Below are 15,509 nucleotides of genomic sequence, written 5' to 3' on the forward strand. Positions count from 1 at the left end.
ATGGGTTGTCGTCGGTTAGTCAGAGACTACGAGTTATTACCTGAAACATCAGAGACTTTTATCTATCTAGCTATGATCCGTATCATGCTCAGGCGATTGGCATAAATTTTGACTCCTCAAAACTTTTCAAACATCCTCTTAGCAATTGTTAGCTTTTTTGTCTTGAGATAATTATAAAAATATACTGACAACGGGGATTAAAAAATATCTAAGCAGTGAGTATTCCTAAATCTATAATGAACATTTTTGGCTCAATGTCAAAAGACAGCCTGTCAAACATTTTTTATGATGTTGAAAAGATAAAAAAGGGATTATTTGCAGTAAATTAGTTAATTAAACTCTCTGTGGAAATTCGATATGCAGCTTCAAGAAGTCTCTAACGTTGCGGTCATTGTTGGTGAAAATGCGGTTACTGTTGCTCAATTACCTAGTGTGTGGCAGGATATTGCTAAGGGCAGGGCAAATGTCAAATTTAGTAATCCACAAATCTATGTGGAAATGGCACAGTTGTTTCAATATAAACTGCAATATGGTGATGTTGATTTATTTAATGACCGCCCCCAGTTATTTCGTCTAATACCTTCATTCTCTGAGTTATTTGGGCAACTGGCAGGGGAAACTCTGGAGTTTTATGGTCATGACTTTATGATTCACAACTATCCAAACTTTGAGGCAGTTTTGCATAATTGTGAGTCAAAAGGTTCTGAGGACAATAATGAGGTCAAGGTAGCTCGCATTGGTTTGGAACTGTTTGATGAATTTGGATATGATTTACCAGCTAGTTTCTATCATGTACATTTAGCTCCAATTTATCGAGATCATGTGTTTGAAGAACGGGCTTTAAGATTTGATCTCAGAGATATAGAACATAAGCGTTCGTGGGATGCTATTCTACACGCAGGTAAGGTATTTGCAATGCAAATGAAGGTGCAAAGTATAGCATCTAAATATGGTTTTACTTATCAACATGGCTGTGGTTGTAACTCCCATTTATCTTCTATTGATGAATCTTCTGGTGCATTTGAGTATGAATTAAGTTTGGAGAAGCGTCAACGCTGGATTCGGAGTTTTATCTGGACAGCTTGGTATGAATATGCCATGTTTCCCATTGTGCCGAATACTAGTTATCTTGTCTAAGTAGGGTTTGCTGAAACAGTTATCTGTGAAGGCAGGGAAAAGGGAACAGGGAATAGGAAACAGTTTCCACTAAGTAGGCAAGCAAAATTAATTATACAAAAGATTTGGATTTAATATAGGAGTAGCACTCCCGTACCTACCCCGTGATTTTGGGGAACCACGGGGGTTCCTAGCAAGTTCAGATGAGGCTTGTTATGACATATACTCTGATATATCATATTCAGGCACACGATGTTTAATCAAGGAACAATCAAAACTGGACAGGGAGAAAGGTTGATTACCCGCGTAGTAACGCTATCAGTTGCGCCTTCATCCGTTAATCCTATGCCTCGACAGCCCATGATAATTAAACTGGCTTCAACTTCATCAGCAACATCACAAATAGTAAAAGCTGGTTTACCTTCTCTTTCTAGTAATTCGGCTACGATTCCTTGTTCAGAAAATAAAGCCTGGGCATTTTCTAGGAGTTTGGCAACTGCTTCTGGAGATACCATAGGACTGGTAGCTGGTGCTTCTGAGTCTGGCTCTTCAACGACTGACAACAGAATTAAGCGGCTGCGATAGGTTTGCACAATATTGGCAACTATATCAGCGGCCTCTCTGGCTTCTCGACTTTGATCAATGGGAAATAGAACTGTTTTAAACATATCTCACCTCTGCGCCCCTCACTCCGGTAAAATTTTGATGGTCATATTTTGAAGACAATAACAAAAAAGTAATCAGGAGAGTTTTACTGTGTCTAAAAAAAGTTTAGCAAGTTTATCTGCGGCTGATATATCTGGAAAACGCGCTTTAGTACGGGTTGATTTTAATGTGCCTGTGGATGATCAAGGCAACATTACTGATGATACTCGGATTCGGGCGGCGCTACCAACTATCCAAGATTTGACCCAAAAGGGCGCTAAGGTCATTTTAACAAGCCATTTCGGTCGTCCCAAGGGTGTAGATGAAAAATTGCGTTTAACTCCCGTCGCTAAACGTCTTTCTGCGTTGTTGGGACAGGAAGTTATCAAAACTGATGACTGTATTGGTGATGATGTTGCTGCTAAAGTTGCATCTTTGGACAATGGCCAAGTGCTATTGTTAGAAAATGTCCGCTTTTACGCGGAAGAAGAAAAGAACGACCCCGAATTTGCTCAAAAATTGGCTGCAAACGCTGATTTTTATGTAAATGATGCCTTTGGAACTGCACACCGCGCCCACGCTTCTACTGAGGGTGTAACTAAGTTTTTAAGTCCTTCTGTGGCTGGTTATTTGGTTGAAAAAGAATTGCAATATTTACAAGGTGCAATTGAAGAACCTAAGCGTCCTTTAGCCGCTATTATCGGTGGTTCTAAGGTTTCTAGCAAAATCGGTGTGATTGAAACTTTGTTAGAAAAGTGCGACAAGTTGATTATTGGCGGTGGGATGATTTTCACCTTCTATAAAGCCCGTGGTTTGAGTGTTGGTAAGTCTTTGGTAGAAGAAGATAAACTGGAATTGGCGAAGTCTTTGGAAGCAAAAGCTAAAGAACGGGGTGTGGCTTTGTTGCTACCTACAGATATTGTCTCGGCTGATAAGTTTGCGCCTGATGCTAATGCTACTACTGTCAGCATTGACAATATCCCTGCCGATGGGATGGGTTTAGATATTGGGCCTGATTCTGTCAAGGTTTTCCAAGCGGCTTTGGCTGATTGTAAGACTGTAATTTGGAATGGTCCAATGGGTGTGTTTGAGTTTGATAAATTTGCTGTGGGTACAGAAGCGATCGCCCATACTCTAGCAGATATCAGCAAAAACGGCGCAACTACCATTATCGGTGGTGGTGACTCTGTAGCGGCTGTAGAAAAGGTAGGTTTGGCTGATCAAATGAGCCACATTTCTACCGGTGGTGGTGCAAGTTTAGAGTTGTTAGAAGGTAAAGTTTTACCTGGTATTGCAGCTTTAGATGAAGCGTAAATAACGTCAGATCCCCGACTTATCTAATAAGTCGGGGATCTAGATATTCGAGTTATACAAGTGATGATGTAATGGCAACAAATGGTCAGGAAGTGTTAAAATGCAAGAGAGGCGATCGCACAAAGAATCATGAACAATAATGTATAGCGATCGCAACGTTTGGTCAAATCTAATTTTGGAGCTTTTTTCTAACATTCAACACTGGTGGAAAATTATTAATCATGTCCAGACGAGACGATTTACACTTATCATTACGTCATACCCTAGAAAAAGATGGTTGGAAAATTACCGATGATCCCTTAGTTTTAACACTAGAAAAAACACTACTCAAAGCTGATTTAGGAGCAGAGAAGTTTTTTAGTGCTGAAAAAGAAGATCGTAAAATTGCCGTTGAAATTAAAGACTTTGATGCACCTTCAGTCATCAGTGAATTAGAGAAAACCATAGGACAACTTCAATTATACAAATGGGCTTTAGAATTACAAGAACCTGAACGACAGCTTTTCCTCGGAATTAGTCAGGTTGTTTATTTAAAACACTTTCAAAAGCCTATTTTTCAAATGGTTATTAAACGAAACAAAATCAATTTAATTGTTTATGATCCTAAAAAAGAGGTAATTCTACAATGGATAACACACTAAGGTATGCTGATATTTTAACCCAAGTTTTAAGAAAAGAATCTAGCCTACAACCCCGATTACAAAAACTTAAAATTAGTCCAGTTTGTGACAAAGAATCAGGCCAGTTTTTGATTATTATGACAGGTTGGGAAAAGGAAAATTGGACTAATACTATTTTATTTCATGCTCGTTTATTAGAGGGTAAAATTGTTATCGAAGATGATAATTTTGAGGAAGGATTAACCCCTGTTTTGATTCAAGCTGGAATCCCTCCAGAAGATATTATTAATGGACTTATTCTGGAATCTGCTTGATTAAACTTTAAAAATGCGGAAAAGGATCATTACCAAATTGTGAATGTTGGCTGGGAAAATGACCATCGAGTTTATGGTTGTGTGCTGCATTTTGATATTAAACAAGGTAAAATCTGGCTACAATACAACGGTACAGAAATTGATTTTACTGAAGAATTGGTAAAGAAAGGAGTACCAAATCAAGATATTGTCATTGGTTTTCATTCTCCATTTATGCGCCAGTTCACGGAATATGCTATAAATTAATTCTATGGATTGATTTGTTAAACCTTGAAATCGCTGTATTTTCCAAACAATATTACCAATTTCTGCATCAATTAAGTCTGGTGCAATCAAGGTAATTTGTTGTGCTTGATAAGCATCAAGAATTTTATTTGCTTCTAATGAATAATCTTGAGCAATAAACCATTTAATGGCTACACTGCTATCAATGACAATTTTATCTGTGATCATCTGTCTCTATCTTCTCGCAATAATTCTGTCAAATCAGAAAACTCTCCATATTTTTGCTTTAAGTTTTCTTGCAAGGTATGTATTTTTTGAACAATTTCAGTTTTTTCTATGTTGTTGCGTTTAGTAAAATTACCCTGATTAATTCTTTCATCAACAATTTTACTAATCAAGGATTCTAAATCCTGTACAGTCATTTCGGCAATAGATTGGTTTAGCATTTTTCATCAACCTCCAGTGGTAATATCAATTTCTTTTAAGGTAGAATTTAACTAAACTGAGCCTTATTGTGGCATACATCCTGATTAAGAGAACTTAATAAAACCTTTGGTAGCGTATAAGCACCTATTCCCACAGGATTATGGAGATGGTATTCTTGATCTGCTAATATGGGAAATTAACCAAATAAGAAAAACAATATGCAAGTACAAACTCGCAAACATATTTACACCCCTGAAGAATATTTAGAATTAGAAGAAAAAGCAGTTTATAAAAGCGAATATCGGGATGGAGAAATTATTCCTATGACTGGGGGAACTGGTAATCATAATAAAATTACATTAGCTATTGCAGCGATTTTACTATATGCTATGAGACGCAAAAACAATGAAGTTTTTATGGGAGATATGCGTTTATGGATACCACAACTAAGACAATATACATATCCTGATGTAATTGTAACTGATGGTCAAGCTAGTTATACAAGTAAAAATAATACTACTGTGACTAATCCTTTGTTAATTGTTGAGGTTTTATCTAAGTCTACAAAAAATTATGATCAAGGGGATAAATTTACTTTTTATCGTTCTATTCCCCAATTTAAAGAATATGTTTTAGTAGAACAAAATCAATATCAGGTAATGCACTACAGCAAAACTAATGAGGGAGAATGGATTTTTCGAGAATATAAATCTGAAGATGATATTGTTAAGTTGCAATATCTTGATTTTAAACTTAGTTTAGTTGACATTTATCAAGATGTTAATTTTGAAGATAGGGAATAAATAATGATATCTATTCAAAAAAATGTTTAATGGAGAATTATGAAAATCGAAAGTATCCATCTAAAAAACTTTAAAGCTTTCAAAGACGTAGAAATTAAAAAGATTCCTAAAATGTGCGTTTTTGTCGGTGCAAATGGTACTGGTAAAACCACACTTTTTAATGTGTTCAGTTTTCTCAAAGATGCTTTAACCGATAATGTTCATGTTGCTCTCACGAAATTAGGAGGAGGTCGAGGATTTCAGGAAGTAAGAAGCCGCAATTCAACCGGACCAATAGAAATTGAATTAAAATTCCGTCTAGCTGATAAATCACCCTTAATTACTTATTCTTTGAAAATCAATGAAGAAGATGGTCGTCCTATCATAGAAAGAGAGATTCTTCAATACCGAAGAGGGAGTAAAGGTCAGCCTTGGCGGTTTATTGATTTCTCCAATGGTAAAGGACAAGCTGTTATTAATGAACCTGATCAGGTTATAGATGAAAAAGAATTAAAACGAGAAGACCACGAGTTAAAATCACCAGATATTCTGGCTTTAAAAGGTTTAGCACAATTTGAAAAATTCCCTGCAAGTAAAGCAATTGGTGATTTAATTGAAAATTGGCATATTTCCGATTTTCATATTCAACAAGCGCGACCAGAACGGGAATCTAGTTATGCAGAACATCTTTCCAAAGAGGGTGAAAACTTGGCAATGGTGACGGAATTTCTCTATAAAAGACATTCTGCTATTTTCCAGAAAATTATTGAAAAACTAAAACAGAGAGTTCCAGGTATTAGCGAAGTTGATTCTAAAATTACCGAGGAAGGACGGGTATTGCTGCGGTTTAAAGATGGTGATTTTCATGATCCTTTTTTAGCAAGATATGTTTCTGATGGAACTATCAAAATGTTTGCTTATTTAGTGCTTTTGTATGACCCAAAACCTCATCCTTTGCTATGTGTGGAAGAACCAGAAAATCAACTTTATCCTAAACTTCTTTATGAACTTGCAGAAGAATTTCGAGAATATGCACGCAAGGGTGGTCAAGTTTTTGTATCCACTCATTCCCCTGATTTTTTAAATGGTTGCGAACTAGAAGAGGTATTTTGGTTACAAAAAGAAAGAGGTTATACAATAGTTAAACGAGCGAGTGATGATGAACAAATCACAACTTACATGAATGAAGGTGATCAACTTGGTTATTTATGGAGACAGGGGTTTTTTGAGGGAGCAGACCCGCTATGATAGAGCTTGTTTTTTTACTAGAAGAACCATCTGCAAAAGCAATGATTGAAGGGATTTTGCCGCAGCTAATATTAGAATCAGATATAGTTATTAGGTATATTGTTTTTGAAGGTAAACAAGATTTAGAAAAACAGATAACACGAAAACTTCAAGGATATAATAATCCTCATGCAAAATTCATTATTTTGCGTGATCAAGATTCTGGTGATTGTCAAGTTATTAAAACAAATCTTCAACAAAAATGCGAAGCAGCAAATAAATTTCAATCTATTGTGCGTATTGCTTGTCGTGAAATTGAAAGCTGGTATATTGCTGATTTGGAAGCGGTAGAAAAGGCTTATAATAAAACCAATCTTTCATCACAGCAAAATAAAAATAAGTTCCGCAATCCTGATAATCTTGAAAGTCCATCAAAAGAACTGAAATCACTTGTACCTGAATACCAAAAGATAAACGGATCAAGAATGATAGCACCTTATTTAAATCTGGAAAATACACGCTCTCGCAGTTTTTATCATTTTATTAGTTCAATTGAAAAAGTTATTCAGGAATATAAATCTGAAGATGATATTGTTAAGTTGCAACATCTTGATTTTGAAATTAGTTTAGTAGACATTTATCAAGATGTGAATTTTGACGATAAAGAATAATATCAAGTTCGGATAATTACTTACGATATAAAAGGTAAAATTATGGAAACCCAAGAACTAAAAGGCTTGATTAAGGAGATGGTTCGAGAAGTATTGCAAGAAGAAAGACTAACACTTTATAATACTCTGTTCTCATATAGGAATAATACAGAAAATCAAGAATGGAATCAATTTTCTCTTGAACAGGCCATGAGAGGTTTAGAAAATGATCATCTTCCCGAATACACAGAAGCGGACATTATAGAAAATGGCAATAGTTGGTCAAAAATATGAAGGATGAAGTTTTTGGCTTTGTCCTTCATTCCATCAAAGTTTAACTATAGATTTACCGTCCAATCTTCCATTTTTAAATCAGGAACTTTGTTGAGAAAAAGTCACAATATTAGTATCAAGAATATATCTGCTCACGCTGTTCTATTCTCCTCTAAAGAAGATTCATAAGCAGCTATTTCTGCATCTAATTCACGGCGATTTGCAGCCATATCTTCTAAAGATTCACCAAAAAGCGGATCGTCTTTGAAAATACCATCAAACTGAACAAAAGGATTAGATTTTTCAATATCTTCGGATAAAATGTGTATGTTTTGAACAATCTCAGTTTGTTCTATTTTGTGATCTTGATCAAGATTAATCTGATTAATTTTTTCATCAACAATTCTATTAATCAAGGATTCTAAATCCTGTAAAGTCAGTTCGGTAATAGACTGATTGTTTAGCATTTATGATTTACCTCCAGTGGTAATATCAGGTTTGTTTTAACTACAATTTATATAATATCAAAATTGTCTGTTAACTAAACTGGTTTAATTCTAGCATACTTACTTACTGGGAGAAAAATCAGTCAATTGTCAATTTAAGTGTATTTCGTGTATATTAGTAGATATTTAATCATAAACGTATCTACCACTGCACAACCATGAATCAGATATGTTGTCTCAACCCAGAGTGTAATAACCCGTCGGTTCCCGAATACACCCAATTCTGTTCTAGCTGTGGAGTTCCCCTAATTAAATTGAGAAACCGCTATCGTCCGATTAAATCATTAGGTGGTGAGGGATTTGGCAAAACCTATTTAGCGGCAGATATTGACAAACTTAACGAGAAGTGCGTTATTAAACAATTTGCACCACAGATTAGCGGCACAAACGCCTTCCAAAAAGCTAGAGCGCAGCAGTTAAAGCAGAAAGGAAATGAGATTACTCTTATTGAGATACCTGCTGGGGGATTGAGAGAAGTGGAAACGCAACAAGCTAATATGCAATTTTTACTTCAGTCTCCGTAACTTAGTTAGTAGGGTGCGTCGGGATAAATCATTTCTTGGTGTAGTTAGGGTTTGTACCACTGACGCACCCTACATTTAGAATATTTTTTCATAGGGAATTTATAACTTCTGGAATAAGCGCGATCGCTCTTGGCGAAAGTTTAAGGGGAGCTACGGCGAGGGAAGCGATGAGCTACACCTCACAAAATGCGATCGCTCAATTAAAAAATATACCAATATCTGCGAGAACTGAATATTCAACTTCGTATAAGATGATCGAATGACCTTCATTTAATCAAAAGAATCAACAAGTAGAGTGGATCGTTGATGAGAAAATAAACTGTTTTGAGCGATCGCTCATACTTAAATCCAATCTTTGATCAGTTGAATATTTTGTATTTTTGGATAAATAGCATTGTACAATTTTGCATCAGCAGTGATAAATTTACAGTTTTCTCTAATGCTTAAAGCTAGGTAAAGGCTATCGTAGACAGTTCTTTGATAATTCACTGCAAACTGATAGGCATCTTTTAATAATTCATCGGCAGGGAATATTTTTAATTGTATTTGTTGAAATAAATCAATTATCATCTCAGCGTCCTGATTTGTTAAACCTTGAAATCGCTGTATTTTCCAAACAATATTACCAATTTCTGCATAAATTAAGTCTGGAGCAATCAAGGTAATTTGTTGTGATTGATAAGCATCAAGAATTTTATTTGCCTCTAATGAATAATCTTGAGCAATAAACCATTTAATGGCTACACTACTATCAATGACGACTTTATCTGTGATCATCTGTCTCTATCTTCTCGCAATAATTCTGTCAAATCAGAAAATTCACCATATTTTTGCTTTAAGCTTTCTTGAAAAATATGTATGTTTTTAACAAGTTCAGACTGTTCTATTTTGTTATGTTTAGCAAAATTTATTCGATTAATTTTTTCATCAACAATTCTATTAATTAAGGATTCTAAATCCTGTAAAGTCATTTCGGGAATAGACTGGTTTAGCATATTTGATCTACCTCCAGTAGTAATATCAATTTTTTTTAAGCTAGAATTGAACTAAACTGAGCTTTATTGTAGCATACATTCGTATTAGGAAAAATTCATAAAACGTTTGGTATGTTACCAATAACCGTTGAAATACTTCCAGATAACGCAGGAGTTCTGGATCTAGTGTTCCTAGAAGGGGAGCATCTGGATCACGCACACGAACTATATCTATTGCTGGGTTAAGACGCAAAACAGCAAACTTTAGCTTTGGTGACAAGTTTTCATCGAGCAAGAAACGGATTTTCATACAAGATTTAACCGCTCCTGTTCTCGTTGCGCTTTGATTGCTCTCAAACGCTGTATCATTGGAGAGGGATTAGCAGCAGCTTCTTGATAACGCTGTTCCCTCCACCTAGCCAACCGCAACATATAAGCATCTATTTCCCCACGATTATGGAGATAGTAGGTAATAGTAGCGTGAATCTTTTCTAAATCTAGCGATGGCAAATCTTCCAGAATTTGTTCAGGTGTGTATCCTTGTAAGTAATAATCAATCACATCATCAATACCGATTCTATGACCCTTAATGCGGATATCGTCTGGATCTAAAAATTCAAAATAATCTTCTGGCTGCATATTTTTACCTTTATACAGTCCTTTGATTTTATCTTACTTGACAAAGGCTTCTTCGTGGGAGCTTAATTTCTGAATTTTATGTGTTGTGATTGTGCTTGCTGCGGATAGGGAAGCGAACTGATAAGTCAGAGCTTGCGATATCGCCCATACCTAGCAGAAATTGGTAAAATTTGGACAACAACCGTTATTCTTAGTGGTGTATCTGTCGTTGATAGCGTTATGCTAGAAATAGCCAACTTCAAGGAGAGAGCAAATCATGGAAGAATTACTAGAACTCAGAGAATTAGTGGTTTCTGGCAACCTAAAAGCGGCTCTATCTTTAATTGATGAATTGGAAGAAATGAGCAAAGAAGATAAAATCAATAAAATTTATAGTTATTGTGTAGTGCTTTTAGTCCATTTAATTAAACAACAAGCAGAAAAAAGGACAACTCATTCTTGGGATGTTTCCATCCGCAATGCTATTGATGCAATTGAGCGGATCAACAAACGCAGAAAGTCTGGAGGATATTACATGGAAAAAAAAGAAATAGAAGAAATTTTACCAGAAGCTTATAATCGAGCTTTAGATAATGCTTCTTTAGAAGCTTTTGGCGGAATTTATGATGAATTAACCCTAAAAAATATGGTAGATCAAGAATTAATTATTAAACAGGCATTAAATTTTATTTTTAATTAAATAAGGCGCGAAGTTAATTAATGAAAAAATTCTTTTCCTATTAACTATCTACAATTAATAAACCAAATTAAGGAAAACAATATGCAAGTACAAACTCGCAAACATATTTACACCCCTGAAGAATATTTAGAACTAGAAGAAAAAGCAGCAAGTAACTCCAACCTGGATCAGATTATCATTAGAACAAAGATTATAGATGAAAAATGGATACAAATTGCGATCGCTGATAATGGTAACGGAATCCCAGAAAATGTGAAAAATCGCATCTTTAATCCATTTTTTACCACCAAAGAAATAAGTAAAGGTACGGACATGGGTATAGCTATTAGCTATCGAATCATCACAGAAAAACATCATGGTAAATTAGAATGTTTCTCTGATATTGGCAAAGGAACTGAATTTATTATCCAAATCCCTGTCAAACAAGCAGCTAATAACACCGCATATTCGGATTAGTATTTCTCAATCAGCTAAATTATCACCATTGCTAATACAAACAAATTTATTATTGCATATATATTATTGAATATTGCTTATATGAAAAACATAAACTACAAATCAAAGCTTTGCTAAATTCAGCTAAGATGTTGAAAATAAAACTTAATTTCCTGCCACCTTCTCCGTCAGAACACTAGTATAAAATTACACATCTTGAAATATTGAACAAAAATAGGCAAAATCTTTCCAGAAAAGAAATCTATCTAAGGAAACATTTCAATAATTTATGGTATATAGGTTAAGTGTTTGTAGTCCATAATCAAATAAGTTTTCATTAAAAGCATGATTACATCTATATTTTGACCAAAATCCCCACAACGCAAAAACCATGAATTAATTCACCAAAAATCCATCTGGTTATTGGTTGGATGATTCTGAATCTCTACTCTCTCAAATAGAGAGAACTTTGCTAGTGACGAATTTTTATTTCCCAAGATATATGAAGCACTGATTCAGTTATGAAAAAATTAGAGGCTGCTAATTAATCATAAAAATCACTGATTTATCAAGACTCATTTTTAACAAATTAGAAACCTGATCATCATGGAAAATTAACTAAGCTGTTGTGCATTTAGTTTGTATAATTCTAGCGGGCAAGATGCCCGCACTACAAAGTTCAAGTAAATTATGGTTATCAAATTTAGCTGCGTAACAGCTTATCAAAAATGTTCTCAGCATTAACCAAGACTTAAAAAATTACTTTCAACATTTCTTCTACTCTTGCTAAAATCACGAATCTCGTTCCATGATGATTTCACAATTTATCAAGAAAGAGTATTTATAAAGAATCACAAACTTGCTATTCTTAACTGCAATATTAACCTGTGTCACAATTTCCCCCCCATCCTACTGATAGCAATAGCAGCGCCACAGATGTCACTCCTGTAGTGGCACTCAAGGAACTTGTGTCCAGGCTGCATCGAGAACAAAATAAAATTCAAGACTTGCTGAGTTCTTTAGGATTTGCCCTCAGAAGCTTTAATAATTTAAATCAGTTTTTGGAACTGATTCCCCTCATGGCCACCAGAGTCACAGATGCAGAAGGTAGCGCACTTTTTCTTTATAAACCCAACGGACAAATTAGATTAGAACAATTACATTGGCAAGATACTCAGCAAAGAAAAAATATTAGAAAAGCCTTAGAAACTGCTAGTAGTCAAATTACTCTTTTAGCTAATTCAGGTGCTGCTGCTATTTCCACAGGGATTCTAGATGACCAAATGCACGCTGTTTTAGGTCCAGATGTACAAATCTTTGGCACAGCTATTTTAGTCAAGCATACAGAACGAGGTTGGCTATATGTTTTGAGTCGAGATCCTGAATATAGTTGGACAGAAACTAGACAAAAATTAGTGCGGTTAGTAGCAGACCAAACAGCAGTGGCAATTGACAATGATGAACTATCTGTAGAATTAAGAAAAAAAGAACGTTTAGACCAAGAGTTAGAAATTGGTGCAGAAATTCAACGCCGACTTTTACCGCGTCAATGTCCCAATATTCCTGGGTTATCAATAGCCGCCCGTTGTAAACCAGCTAATCAAGTTGGTGGTGATTACTATGATTTTATTCCCACTAATCAAAACCAGTTATACCCCAAACAACAAGCATCTCCAGAAGATGCTAGTTGGGGTTTGGTAATTGGGGATGTCATGGGTAAAGGCGTTCCTGCAGGTTTAATTATGACGATGTTGCGGGGAATGTTGCGGGGTGAAGTCTTACATGGTAACTCCCCAGCCGGAATTTTACAAAATTTGAATCGGGTTATGTATGCGGATTTGGAAAATTCCCACCGCTTTGTGACTATGTTTTATTCCGAATATGACCCGAAAACGCGGATTTTATCCTATAGTAATGCTGCCCATAATCCGCCCTTGTGGTGGCACGCAGCCACAAAAACCGTGAGTCAATTGGATACATTGGGGATGTTAATTGGTTTAGATGCCAATAGCGAATATGAAAATGCACAGGCACAGTTAGAAGTTGGAGATACAGTAATTTATTATACTGATGGCTTAACTGATGCAGCGGCGGCTGGAGGCGATCGCTTTGATGAAGATAATTTTGTTACATCCTTCAGAACAGCCTGTAAGTATTGCAATAGTCCCCAGGAAATTGTCGAATATCTCTTTGACCAAGTTGAACAATTTATTGGTTCTGATAGACGAAATACCGATGATATGACATTAGTTGTCATGCAAATTGTCTGATAAGTAGTCAGGAGTCACCGAGTCAGGAAGAGATCAGAATAGTCTCAAATTTCAGAAAGTGATAGGTTTTTAATGGGTGTATGAAAGTCGAAAATTCTATCTCTCAAACTCTTACTCTCTGCGCCTGGAGCGTCTCTGCGTGTTCGCGCAGCGTGCCGTAGGCATAATAAAATCATACTTTTACTCAGCAACGCCGAAAAATGCAACTGTTTTGCAATACCTTGTCCAAATTAGAAAAAGCCTTGACTTCTAGGTTGGGTTGAAGCATGAAACCCAACATGAGCGCTGGGTTACGCTGTCGCTTAACCCAACCTACAGAAAATGGACAAGGTGTTGTTTTGAGAATGCATTTTCCAAAACCTTGCGATCACTCTTAAAAATGGGTAGCCCGGGATTCGAACCCGGAACAAATCGGTTAAAAGCCGAGTACTCTACCGTTGAGTTAGCCACCCTTTTGCTGTTTTTCCAACCTTACCAATATACCATCAACAGCCATGGTTTTGTCAAGGGGTCTCTAGAAAAAACTTGCCGTTAACCGAAAAGCAGCAGTACAACTAGCTCCCGGCGCTAACACAGTCAGGTTTTCACCAGTATTGAAAGCATTGCGGGTGGCGCTCCAAGGTTCTAAACAGTAGAAATCTTTGCCCTTGACAGTCCAAAACACTAGCCAGGTAGTGAAATCATCGTAATCTAGGGTTAGCTTCAACTTACGGCTGTTATCTGTGACTGTGGCTGATTTACTGGTTAGTCCGCCAAAAGCAAAATCAATTTCATCTTGGTTAAAATCAAATTTGCCGTTAAAAGCGTGAAATTCCTTGGTTTTGTTATCTTGATATCCTGTAGAAGGAAGTTCTACTTCTAGCTGATTTTTGTCACCACAGAGAAAATAAGGGTGGAAACCAGCGGAAAATGGCATGGGTGTAGATGAGAGATTTTTATATTCCTGACGCACTACTAAGGTATTACCTTGGAGTTCGTAGGTAAAAGCCAATTCAAAATCAAACGGATAAACTGCCTTTGTTTCCTCATTACTGCTAAGAACTACAGTCACACTAGCGTTACCTTGAGTATCTTGCGCTGTTGCTGTCCAAGGCAATTCACGAGCAAAGCCATGTTGTTTAATAGTATACGGTTTTCCGTCAACGCTGTAAGTATTATCAGGTAAGTTACCGCAAAGAGGAAACAAAATGGGATTGCCACCTCTAACACTCAAATCAGGATGGGTAAAGCGATCGCTGTCCATATAGAAGATTTCTTGACCTTGCACCAGCCAACGGGTAATGATACCACCTCTTTCGGGGACGACTTCTATTTGTGTACCAGCGGTTTCATCAGACAGGATGTAGGTTTTGTATTGTTGTTCTTGAATGTCAATGGTAAACATAATAGCCAGTAGATTGGTGTGGAAGTTTGTCTTTATGTCCAGGCAAGAGGAAACGGGCAATACATATTGCGATTTTTCTCCCTTTCTCCCCAATTGTAGGTTGTCATGCCCACAAATTCCACCATGATCATTTGTATGGGATTTTGATAAAAAAGAACTTTCTCAATAAACAGGGGTCTATTCTCATGATTATTGAGAATATTATCAATAATGTAACGAGTTTTGGTGATTTCAGCTTGGGGGCTTGACAGTGTTCCGAGTTTCGGGTATGCTAATGGTATGGGTGGAAAAGTGTGCGCCCATATATATAGGGTTTTTATTTATCAAGATAATTATTTCCCAAATCAACCCCAGAAGTAGGGGAGATAAGAAAATAATATTTGTCCTCATCACCAAAATGCCAAGACGTTATCTTGGATCTCAAAATGAAGATGCAATTGCAGTAGATGTAGAATTGGGAAACATGGTTAAAATCTGAAATAAGCAAGTAATTAAGAAATATCGAA

Annotated in this window: 21 protein-coding genes, 1 tRNA gene and 2 pseudogenes; 14 read left to right on the plus strand and 10 right to left on the minus strand. The window is 36.2% G+C overall.

Annotation, left to right across the window (positions count from 1 at the left end):
• Together PN471_RS01560 and PN471_RS01565 are read left to right on the plus strand one after the other, a co-directional pair.
• Nucleotides 1-105, plus strand: a pseudogene (locus tag PN471_RS01560) (IS5/IS1182 family transposase); the annotation flags it as partial.
• A 252-nt stretch (nt 106-357) separates the two neighbouring features.
• Nucleotides 358-1,137 (plus strand): hypothetical protein, encoded by a 780-nt coding sequence (locus tag PN471_RS01565; protein ID WP_271775386.1) that lies wholly within the window; start codon nt 358-360, stop codon nt 1,135-1,137.
• A gap of 239 nt (nt 1,138-1,376) precedes the next feature.
• On the opposite strand, the gene PN471_RS01570 is transcribed toward PN471_RS01565, so the two are convergent.
• Nucleotides 1,377-1,784 carry a universal stress protein gene (locus PN471_RS01570; protein WP_271775387.1) on the minus strand — a complete coding sequence of 136 codons (408 nt, stop codon included), beginning with the start codon at nt 1,782-1,784 and terminating at the stop codon, nt 1,377-1,379.
• An 88-nt stretch (nt 1,785-1,872) separates the two neighbouring features.
• On the opposite strand from PN471_RS01570, the gene PN471_RS01575 reads away from it, so the two are divergent.
• On the plus strand, nt 1,873-3,075 hold the full coding sequence (locus PN471_RS01575) for a phosphoglycerate kinase (RefSeq protein ID WP_271775388.1): 1,203 nt from the start codon (nt 1,873-1,875) through the stop codon (nt 3,073-3,075).
• A 39-nt stretch (nt 3,076-3,114) separates the two neighbouring features.
• Here the strand turns inward: PN471_RS01575 and PN471_RS01580 are convergent, their stop codons facing one another.
• Nucleotides 3,115-3,270: a hypothetical protein gene (locus PN471_RS01580; RefSeq protein ID WP_271775389.1), complete on the minus strand. Its 156-nt coding sequence runs from the start codon at nt 3,268-3,270 to the stop codon at nt 3,115-3,117.
• Between the two features lie 26 nt (nt 3,271-3,296).
• On the opposite strand from PN471_RS01580, the gene PN471_RS01585 reads away from it, so the two are divergent.
• From PN471_RS01585 to PN471_RS01595, 3 genes and pseudogenes are all read left to right on the plus strand, one after another.
• Nucleotides 3,297-3,716, plus strand: coding sequence for a XisH family protein (locus PN471_RS01585; RefSeq protein WP_271775390.1), 420 nt, complete (start codon nt 3,297-3,299; stop codon nt 3,714-3,716).
• Nucleotides 3,701-4,009 (plus strand): element excision factor XisI family protein, encoded by a 309-nt coding sequence (locus tag PN471_RS01590; RefSeq protein ID WP_193897007.1) that lies wholly within the window; start codon nt 3,701-3,703, stop codon nt 4,007-4,009. The genes PN471_RS01585 and PN471_RS01590 overlap by 16 nt, the downstream gene beginning before the upstream one ends.
• A gap of 18 nt (nt 4,010-4,027) precedes the next feature.
• A pseudogene (locus PN471_RS01595) lies at nt 4,028-4,255 on the plus strand (XisI protein); the annotation flags it as partial.
• 203 nt (nt 4,256-4,458) lie between these two features.
• On the opposite strand, the gene PN471_RS01600 reads toward PN471_RS01595, so the two are convergent.
• Nucleotides 4,459-4,680, minus strand: coding sequence for a hypothetical protein (locus tag PN471_RS01600; RefSeq protein WP_271775391.1), 222 nt, complete (start codon nt 4,678-4,680; stop codon nt 4,459-4,461).
• A gap of 198 nt (nt 4,681-4,878) precedes the next feature.
• On the opposite strand from PN471_RS01600, the gene PN471_RS01605 reads away from it, so the two are divergent.
• The 4 genes from PN471_RS01605 to PN471_RS01620 are packed head-to-tail and all read left to right on the plus strand — an operon-like array spanning nt 4,879 to nt 7,613.
• Nucleotides 4,879-5,463 (plus strand): Uma2 family endonuclease, encoded by a 585-nt coding sequence (locus tag PN471_RS01605; protein ID WP_271775392.1) that lies wholly within the window; start codon nt 4,879-4,881, stop codon nt 5,461-5,463.
• Nucleotides 5,464-5,502: 39 nt separating this feature from the next.
• Nucleotides 5,503-6,690: an AAA family ATPase gene (locus PN471_RS01610; RefSeq protein ID WP_271775393.1), complete on the plus strand. Its 1,188-nt coding sequence runs from the start codon at nt 5,503-5,505 to the stop codon at nt 6,688-6,690.
• Nucleotides 6,687-7,340 (plus strand): DUF4276 family protein, encoded by a 654-nt coding sequence (locus tag PN471_RS01615; protein ID WP_271775394.1) that lies wholly within the window; start codon nt 6,687-6,689, stop codon nt 7,338-7,340. The genes PN471_RS01610 and PN471_RS01615 overlap by 4 nt, the downstream gene beginning before the upstream one ends.
• A 42-nt stretch (nt 7,341-7,382) precedes the next feature.
• Nucleotides 7,383-7,613, plus strand: coding sequence for a hypothetical protein (locus PN471_RS01620; RefSeq protein WP_271775395.1), 231 nt, complete (start codon nt 7,383-7,385; stop codon nt 7,611-7,613).
• A gap of 131 nt (nt 7,614-7,744) precedes the next feature.
• Here PN471_RS01620 and PN471_RS01625 read toward each other — a convergent pair whose 3' ends face one another.
• Nucleotides 7,745-8,059, minus strand: a complete 315-nt coding sequence (locus tag PN471_RS01625) for a hypothetical protein (protein ID WP_271775396.1) — start codon at nt 8,057-8,059, stop codon at nt 7,745-7,747.
• Between the two features lie 197 nt (nt 8,060-8,256).
• On the opposite strand from PN471_RS01625, the gene PN471_RS01630 reads away from it, so the two are divergent.
• Nucleotides 8,257-8,622: a 4-Cys prefix domain-containing protein gene (locus PN471_RS01630; RefSeq protein WP_442867121.1), complete on the plus strand. Its 366-nt coding sequence runs from the start codon at nt 8,257-8,259 to the stop codon at nt 8,620-8,622.
• A 342-nt stretch (nt 8,623-8,964) separates the two neighbouring features.
• On the opposite strand, the gene PN471_RS01635 is transcribed toward PN471_RS01630, so the two are convergent.
• Genes PN471_RS01635 through PN471_RS01650 form a run of 4 tightly spaced genes read right to left on the minus strand, consistent with a single transcriptional unit; the run spans nt 8,965 to nt 10,235 of the window.
• Entirely contained in the window at nt 8,965-9,399 is a 435-nt protein-coding gene (locus tag PN471_RS01635; RefSeq protein ID WP_168634723.1) for a type II toxin-antitoxin system VapC family toxin, read from the minus strand.
• Nucleotides 9,396-9,617 carry a hypothetical protein gene (locus PN471_RS01640; RefSeq protein ID WP_271775397.1) on the minus strand — a complete coding sequence of 74 codons (222 nt, stop codon included), beginning with the start codon at nt 9,615-9,617 and terminating at the stop codon, nt 9,396-9,398. The genes PN471_RS01635 and PN471_RS01640 overlap by 4 nt, the downstream gene beginning before the upstream one ends.
• A 40-nt stretch (nt 9,618-9,657) precedes the next feature.
• A complete protein-coding gene (locus PN471_RS01645; protein ID WP_168634721.1) occupies nt 9,658-9,906 on the minus strand; it encodes a DUF5615 family PIN-like protein in 249 nt (82 codons plus the stop codon).
• Nucleotides 9,903-10,235: a DUF433 domain-containing protein gene (locus PN471_RS01650; protein WP_271775398.1), complete on the minus strand. Its 333-nt coding sequence runs from the start codon at nt 10,233-10,235 to the stop codon at nt 9,903-9,905. Before PN471_RS01650 ends, PN471_RS01645 begins: the two co-directional genes overlap by 4 nt.
• A 256-nt stretch (nt 10,236-10,491) precedes the next feature.
• Here PN471_RS01650 and PN471_RS01655 point away from each other — a divergent pair, with 256 nt between their 5' ends.
• From PN471_RS01655 to PN471_RS01665, 3 genes are all read left to right on the plus strand, one after another.
• Nucleotides 10,492-10,914 (plus strand): DUF29 family protein, encoded by a 423-nt coding sequence (locus tag PN471_RS01655; RefSeq protein WP_271775399.1) that lies wholly within the window; start codon nt 10,492-10,494, stop codon nt 10,912-10,914.
• A gap of 81 nt (nt 10,915-10,995) precedes the next feature.
• A complete protein-coding gene (locus tag PN471_RS01660; RefSeq protein WP_334311890.1) occupies nt 10,996-11,370 on the plus strand; it encodes a sensor histidine kinase in 375 nt (124 codons plus the stop codon).
• A gap of 866 nt (nt 11,371-12,236) precedes the next feature.
• Nucleotides 12,237-13,619 carry a PP2C family protein-serine/threonine phosphatase gene (locus PN471_RS01665; protein ID WP_271775400.1) on the plus strand — a complete coding sequence of 461 codons (1,383 nt, stop codon included), beginning with the start codon at nt 12,237-12,239 and terminating at the stop codon, nt 13,617-13,619.
• A 380-nt stretch (nt 13,620-13,999) separates the two neighbouring features.
• Here the strand turns inward: PN471_RS01665 and PN471_RS01670 are convergent.
• Together PN471_RS01670 and PN471_RS01675 are read right to left on the minus strand one after the other, a co-directional pair.
• Nucleotides 14,000-14,071: transfer RNA gene (locus tag PN471_RS01670), tRNA-Lys, on the minus strand.
• Nucleotides 14,072-14,133: 62 nt separating this feature from the next.
• Complete coding sequence (locus tag PN471_RS01675) at nt 14,134-15,003, minus strand: aldose epimerase family protein (RefSeq protein ID WP_271775401.1); 870 nt, start codon at nt 15,001-15,003, stop codon at nt 14,134-14,136.
• Nucleotides 15,004-15,509: the final 506 nt, after the last annotated feature.

The organism is Aphanizomenon sp. CS-733/32, assembly GCF_028330045.1.
Lineage (GTDB): Bacteria > Cyanobacteriota > Cyanobacteriia > Cyanobacteriales > Nostocaceae > Dolichospermum > Dolichospermum gracile.

Excerpts from the sequence above, each read along its gene's own strand:
- PN471_RS01585 (WP_271775390.1), top strand. The coding sequence starts at position 3,297 with ATGTCCAGACGAGACGATTTACACTTATCATTACGTCATACCCTAGAA.
- PN471_RS01660 (WP_334311890.1), top strand. The coding sequence starts at position 10,996 with ATGCAAGTACAAACTCGCAAACATATTTACACCCCTGAAGAATATTTA.
- PN471_RS01625 (WP_271775396.1), bottom strand. The coding sequence starts at position 8,059 with ATGCTAAACAATCAGTCTATTACCGAACTGACTTTACAGGATTTAGAA.
- PN471_RS01570 (WP_271775387.1), bottom strand. The coding sequence starts at position 1,784 with ATGTTTAAAACAGTTCTATTTCCCATTGATCAAAGTCGAGAAGCCAGA.
- PN471_RS01645 (WP_168634721.1), bottom strand. The coding sequence starts at position 9,906 with ATGAAAATCCGTTTCTTGCTCGATGAAAACTTGTCACCAAAGCTAAAG.
- PN471_RS01630 (WP_442867121.1), top strand. The coding sequence starts at position 8,257 with ATGAATCAGATATGTTGTCTCAACCCAGAGTGTAATAACCCGTCGGTT.
- PN471_RS01605 (WP_271775392.1), top strand. The coding sequence starts at position 4,879 with ATGCAAGTACAAACTCGCAAACATATTTACACCCCTGAAGAATATTTA.
- PN471_RS01675 (WP_271775401.1), bottom strand. The coding sequence starts at position 15,003 with ATGTTTACCATTGACATTCAAGAACAACAATACAAAACCTACATCCTG.
- PN471_RS01610 (WP_271775393.1), top strand. The coding sequence starts at position 5,503 with ATGAAAATCGAAAGTATCCATCTAAAAAACTTTAAAGCTTTCAAAGAC.
- PN471_RS01580 (WP_271775389.1), bottom strand. The coding sequence starts at position 3,270 with ATGTTAGAAAAAAGCTCCAAAATTAGATTTGACCAAACGTTGCGATCG.
- PN471_RS01640 (WP_271775397.1), bottom strand. The coding sequence starts at position 9,617 with ATGCTAAACCAGTCTATTCCCGAAATGACTTTACAGGATTTAGAATCC.
- PN471_RS01565 (WP_271775386.1), top strand. The coding sequence starts at position 358 with ATGCAGCTTCAAGAAGTCTCTAACGTTGCGGTCATTGTTGGTGAAAAT.
- PN471_RS01590 (WP_193897007.1), top strand. The coding sequence starts at position 3,701 with ATGGATAACACACTAAGGTATGCTGATATTTTAACCCAAGTTTTAAGA.
- PN471_RS01600 (WP_271775391.1), bottom strand. The coding sequence starts at position 4,680 with ATGCTAAACCAATCTATTGCCGAAATGACTGTACAGGATTTAGAATCC.
- PN471_RS01655 (WP_271775399.1), top strand. The coding sequence starts at position 10,492 with ATGGAAGAATTACTAGAACTCAGAGAATTAGTGGTTTCTGGCAACCTA.
- PN471_RS01615 (WP_271775394.1), top strand. The coding sequence starts at position 6,687 with ATGATAGAGCTTGTTTTTTTACTAGAAGAACCATCTGCAAAAGCAATG.
- PN471_RS01650 (WP_271775398.1), bottom strand. The coding sequence starts at position 10,235 with ATGCAGCCAGAAGATTATTTTGAATTTTTAGATCCAGACGATATCCGC.
- PN471_RS01635 (WP_168634723.1), bottom strand. The coding sequence starts at position 9,399 with ATGATCACAGATAAAGTCGTCATTGATAGTAGTGTAGCCATTAAATGG.
- PN471_RS01620 (WP_271775395.1), top strand. The coding sequence starts at position 7,383 with ATGGAAACCCAAGAACTAAAAGGCTTGATTAAGGAGATGGTTCGAGAA.